The 21,945-nt window shown below is 72.0% G+C and carries 21 protein-coding genes; 13 read left to right on the top strand and 8 right to left on the bottom strand.

The window, feature by feature from the left end:
• Window positions 1-2: 2 nt before the first annotated feature.
• On the bottom strand, window positions 3-1,421 hold the full coding sequence (locus O7611_RS18260) for an acyltransferase family protein (protein ID WP_269697294.1): 1,419 nt from the start codon (window positions 1,419-1,421) through the stop codon (window positions 3-5).
• A 163-nt stretch (window positions 1,422-1,584) separates the two neighbouring features.
• On the opposite strand from O7611_RS18260, the gene ngcE (O7611_RS18255) reads away from it, so the two are divergent.
• The 4 genes from ngcE (O7611_RS18255) to O7611_RS18240 all read left to right on the top strand — a co-directional run bounded on the left by ngcE (O7611_RS18255) (window position 1,585) and on the right by O7611_RS18240 (window position 5,510).
• Window positions 1,585-3,000 carry an N-acetylglucosamine/diacetylchitobiose ABC transporter substrate-binding protein gene (gene ngcE / locus O7611_RS18255; RefSeq protein WP_194803078.1) on the top strand — a complete coding sequence of 472 codons (1,416 nt, stop codon included), beginning with the start codon at window positions 1,585-1,587 and terminating at the stop codon, window positions 2,998-3,000.
• Window positions 3,000-3,908, top strand: a complete 909-nt coding sequence (locus tag O7611_RS18250; RefSeq protein ID WP_013287344.1) for a carbohydrate ABC transporter permease — start codon at window positions 3,000-3,002, stop codon at window positions 3,906-3,908. The genes ngcE (O7611_RS18255) and O7611_RS18250 overlap by 1 nt, the downstream gene beginning before the upstream one ends.
• Window positions 3,905-4,810: a carbohydrate ABC transporter permease gene (locus tag O7611_RS18245; protein WP_194803079.1), complete on the top strand. Its 906-nt coding sequence runs from the start codon at window positions 3,905-3,907 to the stop codon at window positions 4,808-4,810. The genes O7611_RS18250 and O7611_RS18245 overlap by 4 nt, the downstream gene beginning before the upstream one ends.
• 85 nt (window positions 4,811-4,895) lie before the next feature.
• Entirely contained in the window at window positions 4,896-5,510 is a 615-nt protein-coding gene (locus O7611_RS18240) for a hypothetical protein (RefSeq protein ID WP_269697293.1), read from the top strand.
• A gap of 148 nt (window positions 5,511-5,658) precedes the next feature.
• Here the strand turns inward: O7611_RS18240 and O7611_RS18235 are convergent, their stop codons facing one another.
• Window positions 5,659-6,648 carry an N-acetylglucosamine kinase gene (locus O7611_RS18235; RefSeq protein WP_269697292.1) on the bottom strand — a complete coding sequence of 330 codons (990 nt, stop codon included), beginning with the start codon at window positions 6,646-6,648 and terminating at the stop codon, window positions 5,659-5,661.
• Window positions 6,649-6,805: 157 nt separating this feature from the next.
• On the opposite strand from O7611_RS18235, the gene O7611_RS18230 reads away from it, so the two are divergent.
• The 9 genes from O7611_RS18230 (at window position 6,806) to O7611_RS18190 (ending at window position 15,544) form a co-directional block, all read left to right on the top strand.
• Entirely contained in the window at window positions 6,806-7,753 is a 948-nt protein-coding gene (locus tag O7611_RS18230) for a MurR/RpiR family transcriptional regulator (protein WP_120569014.1), read from the top strand.
• Entirely contained in the window at window positions 7,750-8,499 is a 750-nt protein-coding gene (locus tag O7611_RS18225; protein ID WP_269697291.1) for an SIS domain-containing protein, read from the top strand. The genes O7611_RS18230 and O7611_RS18225 overlap by 4 nt, the downstream gene beginning before the upstream one ends.
• A gap of 23 nt (window positions 8,500-8,522) precedes the next feature.
• Entirely contained in the window at window positions 8,523-9,935 is a 1,413-nt protein-coding gene (gene ngcE, locus O7611_RS18220; RefSeq protein ID WP_091427483.1) for an N-acetylglucosamine/diacetylchitobiose ABC transporter substrate-binding protein, read from the top strand.
• A gap of 22 nt (window positions 9,936-9,957) precedes the next feature.
• Complete coding sequence (locus O7611_RS18215; RefSeq protein WP_120569017.1) at window positions 9,958-10,899, top strand: carbohydrate ABC transporter permease; 942 nt, start codon at window positions 9,958-9,960, stop codon at window positions 10,897-10,899.
• A gap of 13 nt (window positions 10,900-10,912) precedes the next feature.
• Window positions 10,913-11,863, top strand: coding sequence for a carbohydrate ABC transporter permease (locus O7611_RS18210; RefSeq protein WP_194803083.1), 951 nt, complete (start codon window positions 10,913-10,915; stop codon window positions 11,861-11,863).
• Between the two features lie 61 nt (window positions 11,864-11,924).
• Window positions 11,925-13,628 (top strand): bifunctional 3'-5' exonuclease/DNA polymerase, encoded by a 1,704-nt coding sequence (locus tag O7611_RS18205; protein WP_269698119.1) that lies wholly within the window; start codon window positions 11,925-11,927, stop codon window positions 13,626-13,628.
• 140 nt (window positions 13,629-13,768) lie between these two features.
• Window positions 13,769-14,362: a nucleotidyltransferase family protein gene (locus O7611_RS18200; protein ID WP_030500339.1), complete on the top strand. Its 594-nt coding sequence runs from the start codon at window positions 13,769-13,771 to the stop codon at window positions 14,360-14,362.
• Window positions 14,363-14,402: 40 nt separating this feature from the next.
• Complete coding sequence (locus tag O7611_RS18195) at window positions 14,403-14,735, top strand: TfoX/Sxy family protein (RefSeq protein ID WP_194803084.1); 333 nt, start codon at window positions 14,403-14,405, stop codon at window positions 14,733-14,735.
• A gap of 92 nt (window positions 14,736-14,827) precedes the next feature.
• The gene (locus O7611_RS18190) at window positions 14,828-15,544 is read left to right on the top strand and encodes a VOC family protein (protein WP_269697290.1); all 717 of its coding nucleotides are present in this window, start codon (window positions 14,828-14,830) and stop codon (window positions 15,542-15,544) included.
• A gap of 39 nt (window positions 15,545-15,583) precedes the next feature.
• Here the strand turns inward: O7611_RS18190 and O7611_RS18185 are convergent, their stop codons facing one another.
• From O7611_RS18185 to O7611_RS18160, 6 genes are read right to left on the bottom strand one after another with little or no spacing between them, the layout of a single operon-like run.
• Window positions 15,584-17,227, bottom strand: coding sequence for a DUF4127 family protein (locus O7611_RS18185; RefSeq protein WP_269697289.1), 1,644 nt, complete (start codon window positions 17,225-17,227; stop codon window positions 15,584-15,586).
• The gene (locus tag O7611_RS18180) at window positions 17,224-17,937 is read right to left on the bottom strand and encodes an N-acetylmannosamine-6-phosphate 2-epimerase (protein WP_194803087.1); all 714 of its coding nucleotides are present in this window, start codon (window positions 17,935-17,937) and stop codon (window positions 17,224-17,226) included. Before O7611_RS18180 ends, O7611_RS18185 begins: the two co-directional genes overlap by 4 nt.
• The gene (locus O7611_RS18175; RefSeq protein ID WP_269697288.1) at window positions 17,934-18,854 is read right to left on the bottom strand and encodes an ROK family protein; all 921 of its coding nucleotides are present in this window, start codon (window positions 18,852-18,854) and stop codon (window positions 17,934-17,936) included. The genes O7611_RS18180 and O7611_RS18175 overlap by 4 nt, the downstream gene beginning before the upstream one ends.
• Window positions 18,851-19,693, bottom strand: a complete 843-nt coding sequence (locus O7611_RS18170) for a carbohydrate ABC transporter permease (protein WP_013475968.1) — start codon at window positions 19,691-19,693, stop codon at window positions 18,851-18,853. The genes O7611_RS18175 and O7611_RS18170 overlap by 4 nt, the downstream gene beginning before the upstream one ends.
• Window positions 19,683-20,630: a carbohydrate ABC transporter permease gene (locus tag O7611_RS18165; RefSeq protein WP_194803089.1), complete on the bottom strand. Its 948-nt coding sequence runs from the start codon at window positions 20,628-20,630 to the stop codon at window positions 19,683-19,685. Before O7611_RS18165 ends, O7611_RS18170 begins: the two co-directional genes overlap by 11 nt.
• A gap of 11 nt (window positions 20,631-20,641) precedes the next feature.
• Window positions 20,642-21,925, bottom strand: a complete 1,284-nt coding sequence (locus tag O7611_RS18160) for an ABC transporter substrate-binding protein (RefSeq protein WP_269697287.1) — start codon at window positions 21,923-21,925, stop codon at window positions 20,642-20,644.
• Between the last annotated feature and the right edge of the window lie 20 nt (window positions 21,926-21,945).

Genomic DNA, 21,945 nt, shown 5'->3' with positions numbered 1-21,945 from the left:
CGTCAACCCGGCCGGCGCCGTCCCGCCCGTCCGGACCTGAGCAGCCGCAGCAGACCCGCCCCGGCCAGGTACGCCACCAGCGCCGGGGCGGGCAGGCCCAGCGGCTCCGACGTCGCCTTGGGCGCGAGGCTGTTCAGCAGCAGGCCGACCAGCACGCCCGCGTACCCGGCCACGGCCGTACCGGCGCGCAGCCGCCGGCCACCCGCCCCGGCCGGCCCGGTCGCGGCCGGGCGGCGGGTGCGGGCCTCGACCGGACCGAAGACGGCGACCAGTACGGCCAGCACCGCGGCCAGCGCGAGCAGCCACGGTACGCGCCACGCCCACCAGGCCGCCGAGCCGACCGGGGGAGTGGGCAGCACGCCGAGCGCGTCCAGCAGGCCGACGAGCAGCACCGCGGCGGTCAGGTGCCAGAGGAACAGCGTGAGTACCACCGCGTTGACGGCGAGCACCGCCTGCCAGGGGCCGGACCGGCGCAGCCGGCGCCCGGCCGGGCGCCGCAGCAGCAGGATCAGACCGAGCTGGGCGACGGCCGCGGCCATCAGCGCCAGGCTCGGCGGCGCCGCGTTGTCCAGCCGCTCGCCCGGTACGTGGAGCATCGCCACGGGGTAGGGCCCGGCCACCGTGAGCAGCACCAGCGCGACCAGGCCGCCGCCGAGCAGGAGCACGCCCGCCCGGCGGGACAGCGGCAGCCGACGGCGGAACAGGCCCCGGGTTCCGGTGCCGGCGGTCGCCCCGGCGCCGGTCACGCCGGCGGGCTGACGGGTGTCCGCCTGGGCGGCGTCGTACCAGGCGAAACCGACCTGGTGGACGGCCAGCCAGCCGAACAGGTAGTTGCCGTCGGCGAGCGCGGCCGGGCCGAGAAGCCGGCCGAGGTCGCCGAGCGCCACGAGGACCACGAGCGCCGTGGGCACGGCGAGCCCGAACCGGCGGTGCAGCGCGTACATCGGCGGGGTCAGCGTCACCACCGCGATGTAGGCGACCAGGAACCACAGCGGGATGGTGGCGAACCAGACCACTGTGCGCACCTGCGCCGGGTCGGCGCCGCGCAGTGTGGCGATCCCCGCTCCCGCCGCCAGGACCAGCAGCAACACGGTGGTGGGGCGGATCAGCCGGGCGCTGCGGTCGACCAGCCATCCGGCCGCCGACCCGCCCCGGCGCCGGCGGGCGGCCAGCGAGGCGGCGTTGGCGTAGCCGCCGACCAGGAAGAACACCGGCATCACCTGGGCCACCCAGGTCAGCGGCCAGGCCCAGCGCAGATCCCCCAGCGCGGAGTGACCGGCGGGGCGGCCGTGGTCGTACCCGATGACCGTGACGCCCCAGTGGCCGAGCACGACCATGGTGATGGCCAGCGCCCGGAGCAGGTCGATGTAGCGCTCCCGCCCCGGCGGCGTGCGTTGCGCGAGCTGCCGCAGGCGGCGCATGGGGTCAGGCTAGGCCAGCCGGGCCCGACCGGTACGGATAACGGATCGGTCGAGAGGTCTTGTGGTCCCCGTCGCACTGTCGTAGAAATTCTTCATTGGAAATGCGTCTTGTGAAGACAAGCGACAGGGTGCTCACCGCGCGTACCCGGACCGAGGAGATGCGATGAACAGGCGTGAGATCCTACGGCGCAGCGCCGCCGCCGGTCTGCTGGCCACCCCCGCCGCCGGGCTGCTCGCCGGCTGCGCCACGTCGGGTGGGGGCGACGAGGGCGACAAGGCCGCGTACAAGGGCACCAAGAGCGAGCAGAATCCGCTCGGCGTGGCCGAGGACGCCCCGCTGGAGGTGGTGATCTTCAACGGCGGGTTCGGGGAGGACTACGCCAAGGCCCACGAGGCCATGTACAAGGAGCGGTACCCGAAGGCGGAGATCAAGCACTCGGCCACCGCGGAGATCAGCAAGACGCTCCAGCCCCGCTTCGTCGACGGCAGCCCGCCCGACGTGGTGAACAACTCCGGCGCCGGCCAGATCGACTTCAACGGCCTGGTCTCCCAGAACGCGCTCGCCGACCTGGGCGAGCTGCTCGCCGCGCCGAGCCTCGACACGCCCGGCAAGACGGTCAAGGACACACTGCTGCCCGGCACCGTCGAGGTCGGCTCATACGACGGCCGGTTCCTGGTGCTCAACTACACCTACACGGTGTACGGCATCTGGCACTCCACCAAGCTGTTCGCCGACCGCGGCTGGGAGGACGCCAAGACCTGGGACGACCACATCGCGCTCTGCCGCCGGATCAAGGCCGCCGGTATCGCCCCCTGGACGTACGCCGGTGTGCACCCCCGCTACATGAGCTGGCCGCTGATCTCCACCGCGATCAAGCTCGGCGGCCCGTCCGTGGCGCTGGCGATCGACAACCTGGAGCCGAACGCCTGGAAGTCGGACGCGATGAAGACCGCCGCCGACGCCTGGCACCAGATCGTCAAGGACAAGTTCATCCTCGACGGTTCCCCGGGCCTGGACCACAAGCAGTCGCAGACCGCGTGGTGCCAGGGCAAGGCCGCGTTCATCTCCTGCGGCTCCTGGCTGGAGAGCGAGCAGAAGGACGTCACGCCGGCCGGGTTCAACATGACGGTCGCGCCGACGCCGAGCCTGGGCAGCGGCGACAAGCTGCCGTACGAGGCGATCCGCGGCACCGCCGGCGAGCCGTTCATGGTGCCGGCCAAGGCGCGTAACGTCGCCGGTGGCCTGGAGTACTTCCGGACGATGCTGTCCCGCAAGGGCGCGCAGGACTTCACCCGGAAGGTCGCCAGCCTGCCCGTGGTCGCCGGCGCGACCGAGGGCATCGAGCTGCCGTACGGGCTCAGCACCGTGGTCAAGGCGCTCGACGCGTCCGGGTCCAACGGCTTCAACTGGGTCTACAACAACTACTACCGCAAGCTGGAGCGCAACCTGGTCGACGCGGCCTGCGGCGAGTTCTTCAGCGGCCGGATCTCCCCGGCCGAGTTCCTCGACCAGTGCCAGAAGGGCGCCGACTCGATCGCCGGAGACAGCTCGGTCAAGAAGTACAAGCGGTCCGCGTGATGCGACAGGGCCGCCTCCCCCTGATCCTCACGTTCCTCCTGCCGCCACTGGCGTTGTACGGCATCTTCGTGCTGTCGCCGTACCTCCAGGCTTTTCAGATATCCACCACCGACTGGATGGGCTACTCCGCGCAGGCCGACCCGGTCGGCATGGCGAACTTCCGCACGCTGCTGCACGACGGGTACGTGTGGAACGCGTTGAAGAACAACGCGATCCTGCTCGCCGTGGTGCCGGTGGTGACGATCGGGCTGGGCCTGTTCTTCGCCAGCATGCTCACGATGGGCGGCCGCAAGGGCCGGGCCGGTGTGACCGGGGTGCGCGGCACCTCGGTCTACCGGCTCGTCTACTTCTTCCCCCAGGTGCTCTCGGTGGTGATCATCGCGCTGCTCTGGAAGGAGATCTACAGTCCGACGAGTGGCCTGCTCAACGGTGCCCTGCGCGCCGTCGGGCTGGCCACCCCGGCCTGGCTCGGCGACCCGCGCTTCGCGTTCTGGTGCGTGCTGGCGGTGATGGTGTGGAGCAACGTCGGCTTCTACGTGGTGCTCTTCGGCGCCGCCATGCAGGCCATCCCGCGTGACATCTACGAGGCGGTGCTGCTCGACGGCGCGTCCCGCACCACGATGCTGCGGAAGATCACCATTCCGCTGCTCTGGGACACCATCCAGGTGGCCTGGATCTACCTCGCCATCGCCGCGCTGGACGGCTTCATCCTGGTCCAGCTCATGACGAACGGCGGGCCGAACTTCTCCTCCGACGTGATCGGGCTGCGGATGTACGACACGTCGTTCGGCAGCGAGAACAAGTTCGGGTACGCCTCGGCGATCGGCGTGGCGATGTTCTTCCTGACCCTCTCGGTGGCGGTGCTGGCGCTGCGCACCGCCCGGCGTGATCGGATCGAGTACTCGTGACCACCGTGGACACCGGCGCCCCGGCCGCCGACGCGACCCGTGCGGCCACCCCTGCCGACCGGCCGCCCCGCCGCGAGCTGGGCGTGGCGAACGTCTTCTCGCACGGCTTCCTGCTGCTCTGGGCCGCCATGACGATCCTGCCGCTGGCCTGGATGGTGCTCAGCTCGCTCAAGACCAACGGCGAGATCGTCGCCGAGCCCTGGGGGCTGCCCGAGGCGCTGCGCTTCGACAACTGGACGCGCGCCTGGACCACCGCCCACATCGGCCGCTTCTTCTTCAACAGCCTGGTCGTGGTGACCGGCTCGCTGAGCCTGACCATGCTGCTCGGCGCCACCGCCGCGTACGTCTTCGCGCGCTACGAGTTCCGCGGCCGGCAGGTCGTCTACTACCTGTTCGTCGGCGGCATGATGTTCCCGGTCTTCCTGGCGTTGGTCCCACTGTTCTTCGTGGTCCGCAGCGTCGGCATGCTCGGCACCTGGCCCGGCCTGATCCTGGTCTACACCGCGTACTCGCTGCCGTTCACCGTGTTCTTCCTGACCGCGTTCTTCCGGACGCTGCCGACCTCGGTGGCGGAGGCCGCGCTGATCGACGGATGCGGCCACTTCCGACTGTTCTTCCGGGTGATGCTGCCGATGGCGCGACCGGGATTGATCAGTGTGGGGATCTTCAACTTCCTCAGCCACTGGAACCAGTTCCTGCTGCCCCAGGTGCTGCTGCCCGGCGACGGGCAGGACCGGATGCTCGCTCAGGGACTGAGTTCGCTCGCGGTCAGCCAGGGCTACGCCGGTGACTACGCCCAGTTGTTCGCCGGCCTGACCATCGCGGTGCTCCCGGTGCTCGTGGTGTACGTGGCGTTCCAGCGCCAGGTCCAGTCCGGACTGACCGCCGGGCAGCTCAAGTGAGGTGGTTGCCACAGGCAACGGGGCAGTGGAGAAGATCGAGCTGACCTAGGGTGAGCCGGCACGCTCATCTATCGACAGGAATCTCATGTTCTTCCTCCTCTACACACTGTTGCTGCTGCTCGGCGGCATCGCGATGATCGTCGTCGGCGTGGCCGTCAAGGAACAGGGCAAGGGCTCCCGGATCCTCAACGTGGTGATCGGCCTGGCCTTCTTCGGGTACGGCTTCTACCTGCTGTTCCTCTTCGACGGCGACAGCTACCGGATCTTCTTCTACGTCTTTGTGCTGCCGATCCTGCTGATCGTGCGCGCGGTCAAGGCACGCAAGGAGGCCCGCGAACAGGCCGCGGCGCAGCAGTACGCGGGCGGCCAGCAGTACCCGGGCGGGCCGCAGCAGCCGGGCCCGTACCCGGCGGCGGGGCACGGTCAGCCCGGTCCGGCGTTCCCGCCCGCCCAGGGCCAGCACGCCCAGGGGCAGCCCGTCCCGGGTCAGTCCGCACCGTATGGTGCCGCGCCGCAGGGGCACCCGGCTCAGCCCGCCCCGCAGGGCTGGCACCCGAATCAGCCGGCACCTCATGGCATCGCGCCGCAGGCTCACCCGGGCCAGCCCACGCAGTACGGCCCCATGCCGCAGGCCCACCCGGGCCAACCCGCTCCGCAGGGCTGGCACCAGGCTCAGCCCGGTTCGCAAGACCGATACTGATCGGCGCGAGTGCCGGCTCACGCCGAGAACTGCAGGAAGCGGCGAGTGGAACGTCATGGGTGTCAAACGGGCGTTTTGACACCCATGACGTTCCACCCAACGGCCGCCGCCGCGGCGGGGCGCAGCGCAGCGCGGCAGGGCGGGCGGGTCAGGTGGGTGGGGGCACCAGGCGGGTGTGCAGTGCCGCCGGGTCGGTCACCTCGGGCAGGTCGCGGGCGGCGAGCCAGGCCGCGGCGGCCGCACCGTCCCCGGCGCTGTGCAGCGGCGCGTCCGGCCACCGGCCGGCGAGCTCGGCGCGTACCGCGCCGGCCAGCGGGGTGTCGCCGGTGAGCAGCCCGCCGCCGAGCACCACCGGATCGGCCGCACCCGGCGGGCGGATCCGGGAGACGCTCTCCGCCAGCAGCGCCGCGGCCTCGGTGATCAGCGCGACGGCCGTCGGCTCCCCGTCCCGTGCCGACGACACCACGAGCGGCGCGAGCCGGGCCAGTTCCACAGGCGGCCGCCGGGTGACCGCCTGCACCACGGCTCCGGCCGTCACTCGCGGCTGAGCGTCCACAGCGGGCGTGCCGGTCAGCTCCGCCAGCACCTGCCGGTTCAGGGTGCCGGGGGTCTCCGCGCGGTCCAGGTCGGTCAGCAGCCGGCGGACCGCCTCGCGGCCGAGCCAGAACCCGGAGCCCGCGTCGCCGAGCAGCCAGCCGTGGCCGTCGGCGGTCCGGTCCAGCCGCAGGTCGCGTACCTGGGCGGCGATCGCGCCGGTGCCGGCGACGAGCACGGTGCCGTCCGGTGCGGCGGTGCCGGAGGCGTAGGCGACCAGGGCGTCGCCGTGCACGGCGTACGGGCACCGTAGTCCCGCCTCGGCCCAGGCCCGGTCGAACGCGTCCCGGCCGTGCGCGTCGGCCAGGAGGCGGCCGGCCCCCGCGAGGCCGATGACGCCGGCGCGTACCCGATGGGGGTCGATGCCGGCGAGCGCCGCGCGCAGGGCGGCGAGCAGCTCGGCGGCGGCCCGGTCGGCGCCGTGGCTGGTGGGGTTGCCGCCGCCGGCGCGGCCGGCGCCCAGGCGGGTGCCGTCGAGGCTCAGCGCTGTGGCGCGGGTGGAGGTGCCCCCGACGTCGAGGCCGACCACGACGGTGTCCGACATGGTCCCCATGCTGGTCGGCCGCGTCTCCGGGCGCAAGATCGCGCCGGTGCGGCAGGTAACAGTTTGAAAACTTCGCCCACGCCCTTGACACGGAGGGGCCTTCAGTAAGAACTTTTACCACTAACAGTTAACACTCTTTTCCGAAAGGCGCCCGCCGATGGCCGAGCACGAGGTGGAGACTTCCGCGGCGACCGCGGTGGTCGATGCCGGTCCGGCCGACCGGCTGGGCGCCGACGGGGTGCTGGCCCGGGTCCGGGCCGGCACGGGGGAGCTGACCGGGGCGCTGCGCCGGGTCGCCGAGCACGTGCTCAGTGACCCGGAGGCGGCCGCCCGGGCCACCATCGTCGAACTGGCCGAGCGCAGCGGCACGTCACCGGCGACCATCACCCGGTTCTGCCGGGCGATGGGCTTCGAGGGGTACGCGGACCTGCGGCTCGGCATCGCCGCCGAGACCGGCCGGGCCCGCTCGGCCGGCTGGACCGTCGACATCGGACGGGAGATCCAGCCCGGCGACCCGCTGTCCCGGGTGCTCGACCAGATCATGGCCGCCGACACGCGGGCCATGCACGACACCGCCGCGCTGCTCGACCTGGCCGAGGTGGAACGCGCGGCGGTCGCCATCGCCGGGGCCAGCCGGGTGAACATCTTCGGGGCCAGCGGCAGCGCGCTCGTCGGCGAGGAGATGCAGTTCAGCCTGCACCGCATCGGCGTCGCCGCGTGGGCCTGGAGCGACGTGCACGAGGGACTCGCCAGCGCCGCGCTGCTCGGTGCCGGGGACGTCGCGCTCGGCATCTCGCACACCGGGCAGACCCGGGAGACGATCGAGCTGCTCGCCGAGGCCGGCAGCCGCGGTGCCACCACCGTCGCGCTCACCGGCTTCCCCCGCTCGCCGCTGGCCGAGCTGGCCGACATCGTGCTGGTCACCGCCAGCCAGGCCACCACGTTCCGGCCGGACGCGCTCTCCGCCCGGCACCCGCAGCTCGTCGTGCTCGACCTGCTCTACATCGCGGTGGCGCAGCGCACCCACGACCGCGCCCACGCGGCCTTCCGGCGTACCGCCCAGGCCGTCGACGGGCACAAGGCCGCGAAGGGGGCCCTCTCATGATCAGTGCCCAGAGGTACGCCGACGCGGTCCGCCCGGTGCTCGACCGGCTGGTGGACAGCCAGTCCGTGGCGGTGGACCGGGCAGCCGACCTGATCGCCTCCGGGCTGCGCGCCGGCGGCGTCCTCCAGGCGTTCGGCGCCGGCCACTCGGAGGCGTTCGCCGCCGAGCTGGTCGCCCGGGCCGGCGGCCTGGTCCCCGCCAACCGGCTCTCCCTGCACGACCTCGTGCTGCACGGCGACGCGCCCCGCGACGTGCTCGCCGACCCGAAGCTGGAACGCGACCCGGCCGTGGCGCACCAGCTGTACGCCCTGGCGGCGCCGCAGCCGGGGGACGTGTTCGTGATCGCCTCGCAGTCCGGCATCAACGGCTCGGTGGTCGAGCTGGCGACGCTCGTCAAGCACGGCGGCCACCCGTTGATCGCTGTCACCTCGGTCGAGCACACCGCCCGGGTAGCTCCTCGGCACCCCTCCGGGCACCGGCTCGCCGACCTCGCCGACGTCGTGCTGGACAACGGCGCGCCGTACGGCGACGCACTGCTGCCGCTCGAGGGCGGCGGCGCGGTCTGTGCGGTCTCCTCGGTCACCGCGGCGCTGCTGGCGCAGCTGCTGACCGCGGAGGTCGTACGACGGTTCCACCAGGCCGGAGAGGTACCCCCTGTCTACCTCTCCGCCAACGTCCCCGGTGGGGACGAGCACAACCTCGCCCTCGAGTCGCGGTACGCCGGGCGTCTCCGGCGGACCGCCTGACCCGACCCACAAGGAGAGACAAGATGTCGGTTTCCCCCGAGAAGTTCGGCGACGTCAGCCGTCGGACCCTGCTGCGGCGCGCCGCGGCGGCCGGTCTGCTGGCCGTACCGGCGGCGGGTCTGCTGAGCGCGTGCGCCGGCAGTGAGCCGAGCAAGTCCGACGGCGGCGGCGCGGCCAAGAGCAAGGACAACCCGTTCGGTGTCAAGGACGGCAGCGCGGTCAAGGTGGTCGTCTTCAACGGTGGCCTGGGCGACCAGTGGGCCAAGGAAGACAAGGTCATCTTCAACGCCAAGCACGCGAACGTCACGGTCAACATGTCTTCGACCCAGAAGATCAAGACCGAAGAGCAGCCCAAGATGGCGACGCAGCCGAGCGACCTGGTGATGAACTCGGGCGCCGACATGATGGACCGCAGCACGCTGATCAACGAGGGCGCGATCGAGCCGCTGGACGACCTGCTCACCGCGCCGGCCTGGGACAGCGAGGGGACTGTCGCCGACAGCCTGCTGCCGGGCACGGTCGCCGACGGTACGCAGAACGGCAAGTTCTACGTCGTGAACGTGGCGTACACGGTGTGGGGCAACTGGTACAACGCCGCGCTCTTCAAGAAGGAGGGCTGGACGGCGCCGACCACCTGGGACGAGTTCTTCGCGCTCGCGCCGAAGATCAAGGCCAAGGGCATGGCGCCGTACGTGCACGACGCGGTGCACGGCTACTACCCGCGCTGGGCGCTGTTCGCCAGCATCTGGAAGGCCGTCGGCAAGCAGGCGGTCGTCGACATCGACAACCTGAAGGACGGCGCCTGGAAGGCCGACGGCATCGTCGCGGCGCTGGAGCCGTGGGAGAAGCTGGTCAAGGACAAGCTGCTGCTGCCGGGCAAGCTCGACCACACCCAGTCGCAGCAGGCGTTCCTGGACGGCAAGGCGGCCTTCATCCAGGTCGGCACCTGGCTGAAGAACGAGATGGCCGCGACCATCCCGCCGGGCTTCGAGATGACCATCTCCGACTACTGGAGCAAGAGCGGGGACAAGGCCGCCAAGGATGTCTTCGCCTCGTCCGGCGAGGGCTTCGTGGTGCCGAGCAAGGCGCCGAACAAGGAGGCCGCGAAGGAGTTCCTGCGGGCCATCCTCTCCAAGGCCGGTTCGGCGAAGTTCGCCGAGCTGACCAAGTCGCTGGCCTCCACCAAGGGCTCCGGCGACAACGTCCAGGACACCGCGCTGGCGTCGGCGAACTCGCTGATGAAGAGCGGCAGTTCGGACCTGATCTCGGTGAAGTTCCCGGACTTCTACGCCGACCTGGACAAGGAGAGCCAGAACCTCTCCGAGGAGCTGATGGCCGGCCGCCTGACCGCGCAGCAGTTCGTCGACAAGATGCAGGCGGCCGCCGACAAGGTCGCCAAGGACTCGTCGATCAAGAAGCAGACCCGCACCGCCTGATCACCGCGAGGAAGTGAGTCCAATGCGGCACGGAGTCGCGCGTTTCGTCACGGGCTTCCTGGCCCTGCCCGTCGCGCTGTACCTGTTCTACGTGGTGTGGCCGTTCGCCCAGGCGGCGGGATACTCGCTGACCGACTGGGGCGGGTACTCCGATTCCCAGCGCTTCGTCGGGCTGGACAACTACGTCCGGCTGTTCTCCGACGAGCTGATCCGGAAGGCGTTCTGGCACAACGTGTTCTTCCTGGTCACCGTGCCGCTGTTCACGATCGCGCTGGCCCTGTTCCTCGCGTTCCTGCTCAACGTGGGCGGACGCGAGGACAGGGCCGGCATCCGCGGAGTCTTCGGCTCCGGGATCTACAAGGTCATCTTCTTCTTCCCGCAGGTGCTGTCGCTGGTGGTCATCGCTGTCATGTGGCAGCAGATCTACCGCACCGACGGGCAGGGCCTGATCAACGGCCTGCTCATCAAGATCGGGCTGGTCGACGCGGACAACCCGATCGCCTTCACCGCCGACCCGGAGCCTTTCCTCGGCGTGCCGGCGGTGCTCTGGTGGCTGCTGTTCATCGCGGTGTGGAGCGGCGCCGGCTTCTACATGGTGCTGTTCTCCGCCGCGATGCAGTCGATCCCGAAGGACATCTACGAGGCCGCGATCCTCGACGGCGCGGGCCGGTTCCACACGTTCTTCAAGGTGACCCTGCCGCTGCTGCGGGACAGCATCTCGGTCGCCTGGGTCTATCTGGGCTTCATCGCGCTGGACATGTACGCGCTGGTGTTCGTCATGACGCCGAGCCAGGGCGGGCCGAACCACGCCAGCGAGATCTTCGCCTCGGTGATCCAGTTCAACGCGTTCCAGAAGGGCCAGTTCGGTTACGCCTGCGCGATCGCCGTCGCGTTGGCCATCTTCACCATCCTGCTGGCCGCGCTCCAGCTGAGGATCACCCGCCGTGAGCGGATCGAGTACTGAGGAGGTCTGGACGATGAGCACTGTGACCCACGCCTCCGGCCCGGCCCGGTCCGACACGGCACCGCCGGACCGGCCGCCCGCGGACCGGCGGAACGTCGGCAACGGCTTCGGCGGCCGGATCTTCAACGGCTTCTCGCACCTGTTCCTCGCGGTCTGGGCGATCATGGTGGTCTACCCGCTGCTGTGGGTGGTGATGTCGGCGCTCAAGACCGACTCCGAGGTGATCCGCGAGCCCCTGTCGCTGATCCCCGACGCCCTGCAGTGGGACAACTTCGCCCGCGCCTGGACCGCCGGGATCGACAGCTTCTTCCTGAACACGCTGCTCGTGCTGGTGTTCAGCGTGACGCTGACGATGCTGCTGGGTTCGATGGCCGCGTACGCCCTGGCACGCTACGAGTTCCGCGGCAACCGGCTGATCTACTGGATGTTCCTGTCCGGGCTGACGCTGCCGATCTACCTGGCCGCGGTGCCACTGTTCAAGGGCGTCTACAACACCGGCGTCAGCCTCCCGTTGCTCGGCCCGAACAAGCACCTCATGCTGATCCTGGTCTACGTGGCGTGGTCGCTGTCGTTCACGATCTTCTTCATGCACTCGTTCTTCCGGACGCTGCCCGACTCGATCGCCGAGGCGGCCCAGGTCGACGGGGCGTCGCACACCCGTACGTTCTTCAGCGTGATGCTGCCGATGGCCAAGCCGGGCCTGATCAGCATCGGCATCTTCAACGTGCTCGGCCAGTGGAACCAGTGGTACCTGCCGACGCTGCTCATGCAGTCGGTCTCGGGCGAGCCGAAGAACCAGGTGATCGCCCAGGGGTTGATCGAGTTGTCGGTCAACCAGGGGTACAAGTCGGACTGGAGCGGACTCTTCGCCGGGGTGACCATGGCGATGCTGCCGGTGCTTATCGTGTACATCGTCTTCCAGCGCCAGGTGCAGTCCGGCCTCACCGCCGGCGTCGGCAAGTAACGCGCGGGCGGCGTCGGCAAGTAACGCACGGGGTCCCGGCTCGACGAGCCGGGGCCCCGGCCTGTCGGTGGCACCGGGCAGAATCGCGTCCGTGCTGGTGGCGGTGGAGGCGGACGAGCGGGGCGGCGGCGTGCTGCAACCGCTGCACGCCGACGGCACCCCGTCCGGCCCGCCCGAGGAGGTGGCCGACCTGGCGACCGCCGTGGCCGCCCGGGAGGCCGCCGGCCACCCCCGCTGGATCTGGGCCGCCTGGACGGGCGTCTACCCGGCGCTGCTGCGCGCCGGGGTGCGGCTCGACCGCTGCCACGACATCGAGCTGACCGAGGCGCTCCTGCTCGGGCACGCCGGCCGGTGGGGTGAGCCCCGCGCGCTGCCCGCCGCCTGGGCCCGGGTCACCGGCGCGCCGGTCCCGCCGGACCCGGCACCCCGCCCGCCCGAGCCGCCGGGCCACGCCCAGGCCGCGTTGTTCGAGCCGCCGTCCGGCCCGCCCGGTCCGGGCATCACGGCGTTGACCCGGGTGTACGCCGACCAGCTCGCCCGGATCGCCACGACCACCCACCCCGGCCGGTTCCGGCTGCTGGTGGCCGCCGAGTCGGCGGGCGCGCTGGTGGCGGCCGAGATGGGCGCGTCCGGGCTGCCGTGGCGCGCCGACGTGCACGACGCGATCCTGGCCGACCTGCTCGGCGAGCCGTCACCGGTCGGCGGGCCACCGCGCCGGCTGGCCGAGTTGCAGGCCCGGATCGCTGACGCGTTCGGCGTACGCCAGGTGCACGCCGACTCGCCCGCGGAGCTGTTGCGGGCGTTCGCCCGCGCGGGCGTGGACCTGCCGAACACGCGCGCCTGGGTGCTGCGCGGGGTGGAGCACCCGGCGGCGCCGCTGGTCCTGGAATACAAGGAGCTGTACCGGATTTGGACGGCGCACGGCTGGGCCTGGCGCGACGCCTGGGTCTCCGGCGGCCGGTTCCACCCGGAGTACGTACCAGGCGGTGTGGTCTCCGGCCGGTGGGCGACCCGGGGCGGCGGGGCGTTGCAGATCCCGAAGGTGATCCGGCAGGCAGTGGTGGCGGACCCGGGCTGGACGTTCGTGGTGGCCGATGCGGGTCAGCTCGAACCGCGCGTGCTCGCGGCGGTCTCCGGCGACGAGCGGCTCGCTGCGGCGGGCGGCGCCGGTGACCTCTACGCCGCGCTGGCCCGGGACGCGTTCGCCGGTGACCGGGCGAAGGCCAAGGTGGCCCTGCTCGGGGCGATGTACGGGCAGACCGGCGGGGCGGCGGTGCCGGCCCTGGCGGTGCTGCGGAAGAACTATCCGACCGCGTTCGGCTACGTCGAGGCGGCGGCGCGCACCGGCGAGGCGGGCGGGCTGGTCCGGTCCTGGCTGGGGCGTACCTGCCCGCCCGGGTCGGCGGGGTTCGCCGAGGGGGAGGAGCCGTTGCCGGAGGGCGGGGCCGATCCGCACAGCCCGTCGGCCCGGGCGGCCCGTTCGCGGGGGCGCTTCACCCGCAACTTCGTCGTCCAGGCCACCGCCGCCGAGTGGGCCTCCACGCTGCTGGCCACGTTGCGCACCGAGCTGGCCGGGACGGAGGCGGAGCTGGTCTTCTTCCAGCACGACGAGGTGGTGGTGCACTGCCCGGCCGGGCAGGCGGCGGTCGTCGCCGAGGCGGTCACCGCCGCCGGCGCGCGGGCCACCCGGCTGATGTTCGGCGACACCCCGGTCCGGTTCCCGCTCGACCTGTCCACTGTCGACTGCTACGCGGACGCGGCATAGTCACGCAATTTTCCGTTTTGCCCCGCTACTTGCCCCCGGCCGTGCTCGTTGGGTCCGGTGTGCGTACGACGGGACGGACCGGGCGGCTGTGCCCGGTCCGTCCCCAGATCGAGGGGGCACCGCTGAACCGGATCGCTGCAATGATCATCGCCGCCGGTGGCGGCCGCCGCATCGGCGGACCCGAAGCGCTGCTGCACCAGGGCGAGAAGCCCCTGGTCAGCCAGATGATCGACACGATGGCCGAGGCGGGCTGCGCGCAGGTCGTGGTCGTCCTGGGCGCGGCGGCCGAGCAGGTGCGGCAGACCACCGACCTGACCGGCGCCACAGTGGTGGTCAACCGCGCCTGGGGCACCGGGGTGGGCTCCTCGATCCGGGCCGGGCTCGCCGCGCTCACCGACGACGACATCGAGGCCGTCGTCGTGGTGCCGGTGGACATGCCCGGACTGACCGCGGCGGCGGTCCGCCGGGTCACCGCGCTGCCGTACCCGGACGTGCTGGTCTGCGCCACCTACGACGGGCTGCGCGGCTACCCGATGCTGTTCGGCCGCCGGCACTGGTCCGGCATCGCCACCCTGGCCAGCGCCGACGTCGGGGCGCGGCCGTACCTGCTGGCGCACAAGGACCAGATCGTCGACATCGCGTGCGACTCGGTGGCCGACGGCAGCCGGATCGACAGTCCGGAGCTGATGGCTCTCTACGGCCTGTCCATCCCCGAACAGCGCGTCGGCGCCTGAGGCGCGCCGCGCTGTCGGACCCGGGTGCCAGGATCGGACCGTGGCCTACGACGAGGACCTGGCGAACCGGGTACGGGAACGCCTCGGGCGCGAGCCCGGCATCACCGAGCGGCGCATGTTCGGCGGCCTGGCGATGATGCTGCGCGGCAACATGGCGGTGGTGGTGCGCGGCGCGGGCGGCCTGATGGTCCGGGTCGACCCGGCCGAGGCCGAGCGCGCGCTCGCCGAGCCCGGCGCCGAGGCGACAGTCATGCGGGGCCGGGAGATGCGGGGCTGGGTCACCGTGTCGCCCGATGCCTGCGAGCGCGACCCGGACCTGACCCGCTGGGTCGAGCGGGGCGTCCGCGTCGCGCGCACCCTCCCGGCGAAGTAGCGCGGCAGCGGGAAATCCGGCTGCGCGCCCGGGCCGCCCGGCCTACGCTCCTGACCTGCCGCCGACGACGGCGGCGGATCGGAGACGGGCGGATGGCTGTTCACCTCTACGCGGTCAGCCTCGACGCGGGCGACCCACTGCGGCTCGCCCGGTTCTGGTCCGGGGTGCTCGGCCGGGAGATCCTCGACGACCCGCGCGAGGGCGTGGCGCTGGGCGGCGACGCCCACAGCGACTTCCGCATCCGGTTCCTGCCCAGCGCTGCGCCGAAGAGCGTGCAGAACCGGATCCACTTCGACCTGACCAGCGCGTCGCCGCAGGCTCAGCGGGACACCGTCGACCGGGCGCTGACGCTGGGCGGGCGGCACATCGACATCGGCCAGGGGCCGGACGACGACCAGGTGGTGCTCGCCGACCCGGAGGGCAACGAGTTCTGCGTCATCGGGGCGGGCAACACCTTCCTCGCCGGCTGCGGCCCGGTCGGCGCTGTCAACTGCGACGGCACCCGGGCGGCCGGCCTCTTCTGGAGCGAGGCGCTGGGCTGGCCGCTGGTCTGGGACCAGGACGAGGAGACAGCGATCCGGTCGCCGCGCGGGGGCGCGAAGGTCACCTGGAGCGGCCCGCCGCTGATGGACGCCGGTGGGCGGGACCGCGTACACCTGGATCTGGTCGCGGACGGTGACCGGGACGCGGAGGTCGACCGGCTGCTGGCGCTCGGCGCGACCCGGGCCGGTACGGGCCGGCACACCGCCGGCGACGTGGTGCTGGCCGACCCGGACGGCACCGAGTTCTGCCTGCTGACGGCCCGGTGACGCGGGTGCGGCCCGGGGGACCGCACCCGCGTCGTCCGGTCAGCGCAGCCGCAGGCTCGGCTCCAGCGTGACCTCGAACAGCCGGTCCCACGGCAGCTCGACCCGCACCGCGGTGACCCGGTCCAGCGTCGCGGTGAACGTCTTGCGTCCGCGTACCCCGAGCACCAGCTCGTGCCCGGCGAAGTGGTCGGCGAAGTACCGCTCGGTCAGCGGCACCAGCCGGTCGCGTACCCAGCCGTCGAAGTAGCGCTTCTGCTCGGCGGTCAGCGCCAGCGGGTCCCAGCCCTGCGCCCGGGCGTGCGCGTACGCCTCGACCTGCACCACGTTCTTCCACGGGTCGTCCTTGACGAACCGGTAGAGCAGGTACTCGGCGTGCGCCCGGGCCGGCCCGCGCAGCTCCGGGACGCCGAAGCCGCTGCCGGACGAGCGCAGGTACGCCCACCGCGCGGTGCCGTGCGCGAGCGCCAGCCCGAGCGCGTTGCCGCCGGTGTTCCACCCCGAGTACGACAGCAGCGCCGGCAGGTCCAGGCGGGCCTCCATCCGGGACACCAGGTCGTGGTCGCCCTTGTTGACGATCAGCGGGTCCACCACGATCACCGGGGTGCCGGCGGCCAGCAGCTCACCGATGCGGCCGACGAACGCGTCCAGGTCGGCGGCCCGCTGCCCGGCCGCCGCCGAGGGGGTGTTCACCGCGAGGACGATGTCCGCGTCGCCGGTCACCACCCGGCCGCCCACCGAGGTGACGTGCCGGCGGATGTTCTCCGCGAACGGGATGCCCTCCAGCGCGGCGGTCCAGCCCTCGCCGGACACCCCGGCGTACTCCACCCGGTAGGTGGGCGCGGCACCGGCGGCGACGACCCGCGCGACCAGCAGCGCGTTGACCTCGTCGGCGCCGGGGAAGATCTCCACCCGGTCGCCGACGCCGAGCCGCGCCACCAGCGCCTCCAGCTCGACCCGCTCGGCGCGGGCCAGGCCGACCGGCGCGGTGTCGTCCTCGGAGAGCACCAGGTGGCTGATCGTCCCGTCCGCGACCCACTCCACCATCAGCCGGTTGACCTGGTGGTTGCGTGCCCGCGCGGCCAGGTAGTCCTCGACCACGGCGTCGGGGATGCGCGCCCGCACGGCGTCGAGCTGGCCGCGCAGCGACTCCTGGCCCAGGTTGACCACCTGGTCGTACAGCTTGGCCCACTGGACCAGCAGGTCACGGTAGTTGTCCAGGTCGGTGCCGGTGCTGGTGATCGCGAGCCGCTGGATCGTGTCGTGCACCTCGATCACCGCGCCGGACCGGCGTGCGCGCAGCCGCCGGATCGCCTCCAGGTTGCGCAACGCGTCGGCCAGGGCCGGTGCGGCGGTACGTGAGGCGATCAGGCCCCCGTACGCCAGCATGCTCACCGAGATCACGTACCCGTCGACGCCGTCGGTGCCGTCGAGCCAGCGGGCGATGCCGGCACCGTCACCGGGGGTGAAGAAACGGCCCAGCAGGTTCCGCGGCGGCAGCAGCACCTCGGCGTCGGCGCTCGCACCGGTCATCTCCGCGCAGTACGTGTTGACCGGCCGGTCGTCCAGCGGCACCAGCGCCACGCTCGGTCGCCGGCCGGCGGGCCGGGCGAAGGCGGGGCCGCCGAGGGCGACGGTGGCCAGGCCGGCCGCGCCGGTGGCCGCAAGAAGGGTTCTTCTCTTCATCGATGCTCCCTTTTCTCCGGCGCGCTCGCCGCCCGGGGGGTGGCCGGAACCAGCCGGCGGGTGATCCACAGCGGTGAGGTGACGGCGTTGCCCGTCACCACCGCGTGGGCGCCCGCCTCGAAGGCCCGGCTGATCTGCTCCGTGGTCCGGTAGCGCCCTTCGGCGATCACCGGTACGGGCAGCAGCGCGGCGAGTCGCGCCACGAGCCCGAGGTCGGGCCCGTCGATCGGTGGGCCGGCCGGCGTGTAGCCGGACAGCGTGGTGGCGACCGCGTCCGCGCCGGCCTCGACGGCGGCGACGCCCTCGGCCACAGTGGCGACGTCGGCCAGGACCAGCGCGCCGGTCTGGTCGTGCACGGCGCGGACGGTGTCGGCGAAGGTCCGGCCGTCGGGCCGGGGGCGGTCGGTGGCGTCCACCGCGACGACGTGCGACCCGGCCCGCGCCGCTTCGAGGGCGTGCCCGGCGGTCGGGGTGATGAACACGCCCTGCGTGCCGTGCTTGTACAACCCGATCACCGGCACGTCGACGGCGGCGCGTACCGCCCGCACGTCGTCGGGGCCGTTGACCCGGACCGCCACCGCGCCCCCGCGGACGACGGCGGCGGCCACGCGGGCCTGGACGTACGGGTCGCGCATCGGGTCGCCGGGGTCGTCGGGCAGCGGCTGGCAGGACACGACCAGCCCGCCGGCCAGGTCGTCCAGGACACTCACGTGCTTGTTCCTCCGTCGTGGTGGATCGGTGCGGTGGCGAGCCGGGCGGCGCCGACCACCACCGCGTCGGCGCCCAGCGCCGCGGAAAGCAGCGGCACGTGCGCCCAGCCGTCGGGTAGCTCCGCCCGGTAGGCGGCCGTCGCGGCGGGAAGCACTGTGGCGGCGGCGCCGCCGGCGACCACCACCGCGTCCGGGTCGAGCAGGGCGACCAGCCCGGCCAGGGCCGCGCCGAGCGCGGCGCCGGCCCGGTCGACGACCTGCCGGGCGGCCGCGTCACCGGCCGCCGCACGCCGCGCCACCTCCCGGCCGGTGACCGGGTCACCGCCGGTGAGCGCGTACGCGGCGGCCAGGCCGGTGCCGGAGGCGATCGCCTCCAGGTGCCCGTACCGGCCGCAGCCGCAGCGCAGCCGGTGCGCGCCCGGGACCGGCAGGTGCCCGAGCTGGCCGGCCGCGCCCCGGGCGCCGCCCTCGACCCGCCCGTCGTTGACGATCGCGCCGCCCAGCCCGGTGCCGACGGCGGCCAGCAACACGTGCCCCCGGCCCCGTCCGGCGCCGGCCCAGCACTCGCCGAGCGCCGCCGCGGCGACGTCGTTGGTGACGCGCACGGACCGGCCCAGCCGCGCTGCCAGCTCGTCGGCGACCGGGGTGCCGGCCCACCCGGGCAGGCTGTCCGTGGCGTACCGGATGGCGCCGGTCGCCGGGTCGACGGTGCCCGCGGTGCCCACCCCGACCGGCCCGGGGCCGGCGGCGGCGAGCAGCTCCGCGGCCAGGCCGGCGGCGGTGTCCAGCACCGCGGCCGGCCCGCCGCGCGCGGGGGTGGTCGCCTCGCGGCGGTCGAGCACCCGCGCGCCGGGACCGACCAGGGCGACGGCGGTCTTGGTGCCGCCGATGTCGATCCCGACGACCGGCTCGGTCATCCCTTCAGACCGGTGTGCGCGAGGCCCTCGACGAACTGCTTCTGCGCGATGACGAACACCGCCAGCACCGGCAGCGCGGTCATCGACGCCGCCGCGAGCTGCACGTCCCACATCGGACCGCCGTACGCGTCGACGAACTGGGTGAGCGCCTGCGGCAGGGTGAACTTGTCCGGCGAGGAGAGGAACACGATCGGTTCCAGGTACAGGTTCCAGCTGTGCAGGAACGTGAAGATGGCCACCGCGCCGAGCGCGGGCCGGGACAGCGGCAGCGCGATCTTCCAGAACGTGGCGAAGCGTCCCAGCCCGTCGACCCGCGCCGCCTCCTCCAGCTCACCGGGGAGGCTGATGAAGAACTGCCGCATGATGAACGTCGCCAGCACGCTCGGCGCCCCGAAGATCGGCACCAGGATCAGCGGCCAGTGGGTGTCGATCAGGTCGAGCTTGAAGAACATCTGGAACAGCGGCACGATCGTCACCTCGCTCGGGATGAGCAGGCCCGCGAGGACGACCAGGAACAGCACGTTCTGCCCCCGGAACCGGATCCGCGCGAACGCGTACCCGGCCAGCGACGCCACGGCCAGCGTGCCGACGGTGACCAGCAGCGCGATGTAGAGGCTGTTCAGGTACTGCTGCCCGAACGGCTGCAGCTCGAACACCCGCCGGTACGCGTCCAGCCGCGGATCGGTCGGCAGCAGCTGCGGCGGGAAGGAGAAGATGTCCGCCACCGGCTTCAGCGACGAGGTGACCATCCACCAGGTGGGGAACACGAACGGGACGGCGAGGACCATCAGTACGCCGTAGAGCACCAGCTTGGTCCGCCGGGACAGGTCACGATTCATGGAAGACCCACCTCTTGCGCATCTGCCACTGCAGCACCGTCAGCGCGAGCACGATGACGAACAGCAGGATCGACAGCGTCGCGCCGTAGCCGAAGTGATGGAACTGGAAGGCCTGCTGGTAGAGGTAGTAGACGAGCACCGTGGTCGAGGTGCCGGGCCCACCCTGGGTGAGCACCGCGATCTGCGCGAAGACCTGCAGCGAGCCGACCACCGTGATGATCGACGTGAGCATGATCGTCGGGCTGATCAGCGGCACCGTGATCCGCCAGAACTGGCGCATCCGGCTCGCGCCGTCCACCTCGGCGGCCTCGTACAGCTCGGCCGGCACGCCCTGCAGGGCGGCCAGGAACAGCACCATGTTCAGGCCGACGTTCTTGAACACCTGCACGACGATCACCGACAGCATCGCCGTGCCCTCGCCGCGCAGCCAGTTGGGGCCGTCGACGCCGATCGTGTCGAGCAGGCCGTTGATGCCGCCGTTGTCCTGCAACAGGAAGCCCCACACGATGGTCCACGCGACCAGCGAGACCACCACGGGGGAGAAGAACAGGGTGCGGAACACGATGGTCCCGCGCAGCCTCTGGTTGAGCAGGACGGCCAGCAGCAACGCCAGGCCGAGGTTGAACACGACCAGGCCGACCGAGAACAGGCCGGTCGACCGCAGCACCGGGCCCAGGTTGGGGTCGTCGGCCAGCGCGGCGTAGTTGTCGGTGCCGATGTAGTCGAAGCTGCCGGCCAGCACGTTCCACTCGTGCAGGCTGTACCAGACCACGAGGACCAGCGGCAGGATCACGAAGACCACGCTGCCGAGCAGCTGCGGGGTGATGAACAGGTATCCGGTGAGCTGGTCCCGGCGGCGGGTGGTCCAGAACGGCCGGGCCCGGCCCGGGGCGGGCCCGGCAGCAGCCGGGCCCACCCTGGTGTCCGTCTGGGTCATGATCCTCGGCCCTACTTCGCCAGCAGCGGCTGGATCTTGGAGCAGACGCCGTCGAGTACGCCCTTGACGTCCGCGTCCGCCTTCCACAGCGGGTCGAGCGCGGCGCGCACCTGCTGGCTCAGCTCGGCCTGCCCGGAGTGGCTGGGCTTGACGGTGCCGTTGGTGATGCCGTCGATGACGACCTTCTGCAGCTGCTCCGGCTTGAGCTTCGGGTTCGTCTTCGCCAGCGTCTCGGCGGTCAGCTGGGACTGCCGCGGCGGCGGGAAGAACTGGGCCAGCTTCGCCGAGTTGGTGGGGTTGGTGAAGAAGGCCAGGAAGTCGGCGGCCTGCTCGGCGTGCGGGCTCTTCTTCATCACGCCGATGCCGGCCTGGCCGACCACCGCGTACGGGCCCTTCGGGCCGGCCGGCAGCGGGACCAGGTCCCAGTCGAAGCCGTTCTCCTTCAGCAGGGAGGCACGGGAGATCTGGGTGACGGTCATGGCGGCGTCACCGGCGAAGAAGTCGGCGGTCGTGCCCGGACCGGGCAGCGCCTTGCCGGTGAAGATCGCCTTGTGCAGCGTGGTCATCGCCTCGACCATCTCCGGGCTGTTGAACCCGCAGCTGCGGCCGTCCTCGCTCCACGCCTGGGCGCCCCAGCCGGTCCAGAACGTGGCCAGGTTGTCCCAGCCCTTGTAGTCGAAGTCGCGGACCACGAGCCCGGCCTTGCCCGACTTCGCGGCGGTGGCGCCGGCCGCGGCGAGCGCGGTGTCCCAGTTCCACTGCCCGGCCGCGATCAGCTCGGCCGGGGTCTTCTGCCCGGCCTTCTTGAGCATGTCGTTGTTCACGAACACGCCGAACGGCGAGGTCGAGAACGGGTACGCGAAGAGCTTCCCGTCGTTCTGCCAGAGCTTCAGCGTGGCGGGGGACAGGTCGTCGTACTGGTAGCCGTCGGCCTTCTTCAAGGTGTCGTCGAGCGGGCTCAGCGCGCCGGAGGCGACGAAGTCCGGCGCCGAGTTCTCGAAGATCCACGCGAGGTCCGGCGCGTTGCCGCCGGCGATCTGCGTGGTCAGCGTCGTGGTGTAGTTCTCGAACGGCAGCGGGTCGAACTTGATCTCCGCGACGTCCGGGTTGTTCTTGCGGTACTCGTCGGCGATCTCGTTGAACAGCTTGAGGTGCGCCTCGTTCGCCGACCAGACGGTCATCCGCAGGCTCGCCGGACCGTCGTCCTTGGCGTCGCCGCCACCGCCGCAGGCGGTCAGGGCGAGCACACCGGTCATGGTCGCCGCGACCAGGCCGGACAGTCTTCCGTATCTCACTTTCTTCTCCTCACCGGGGG

The sequence above is a fragment of the Micromonospora sp. WMMC273 genome, from assembly GCF_027460285.1.
GTDB classification, from domain to species: Bacteria; Actinomycetota; Actinomycetes; order Mycobacteriales; family Micromonosporaceae; genus Micromonospora; species Micromonospora aurantiaca.
This window is presented reverse-complemented; position numbering and strand designations above follow the sequence as displayed.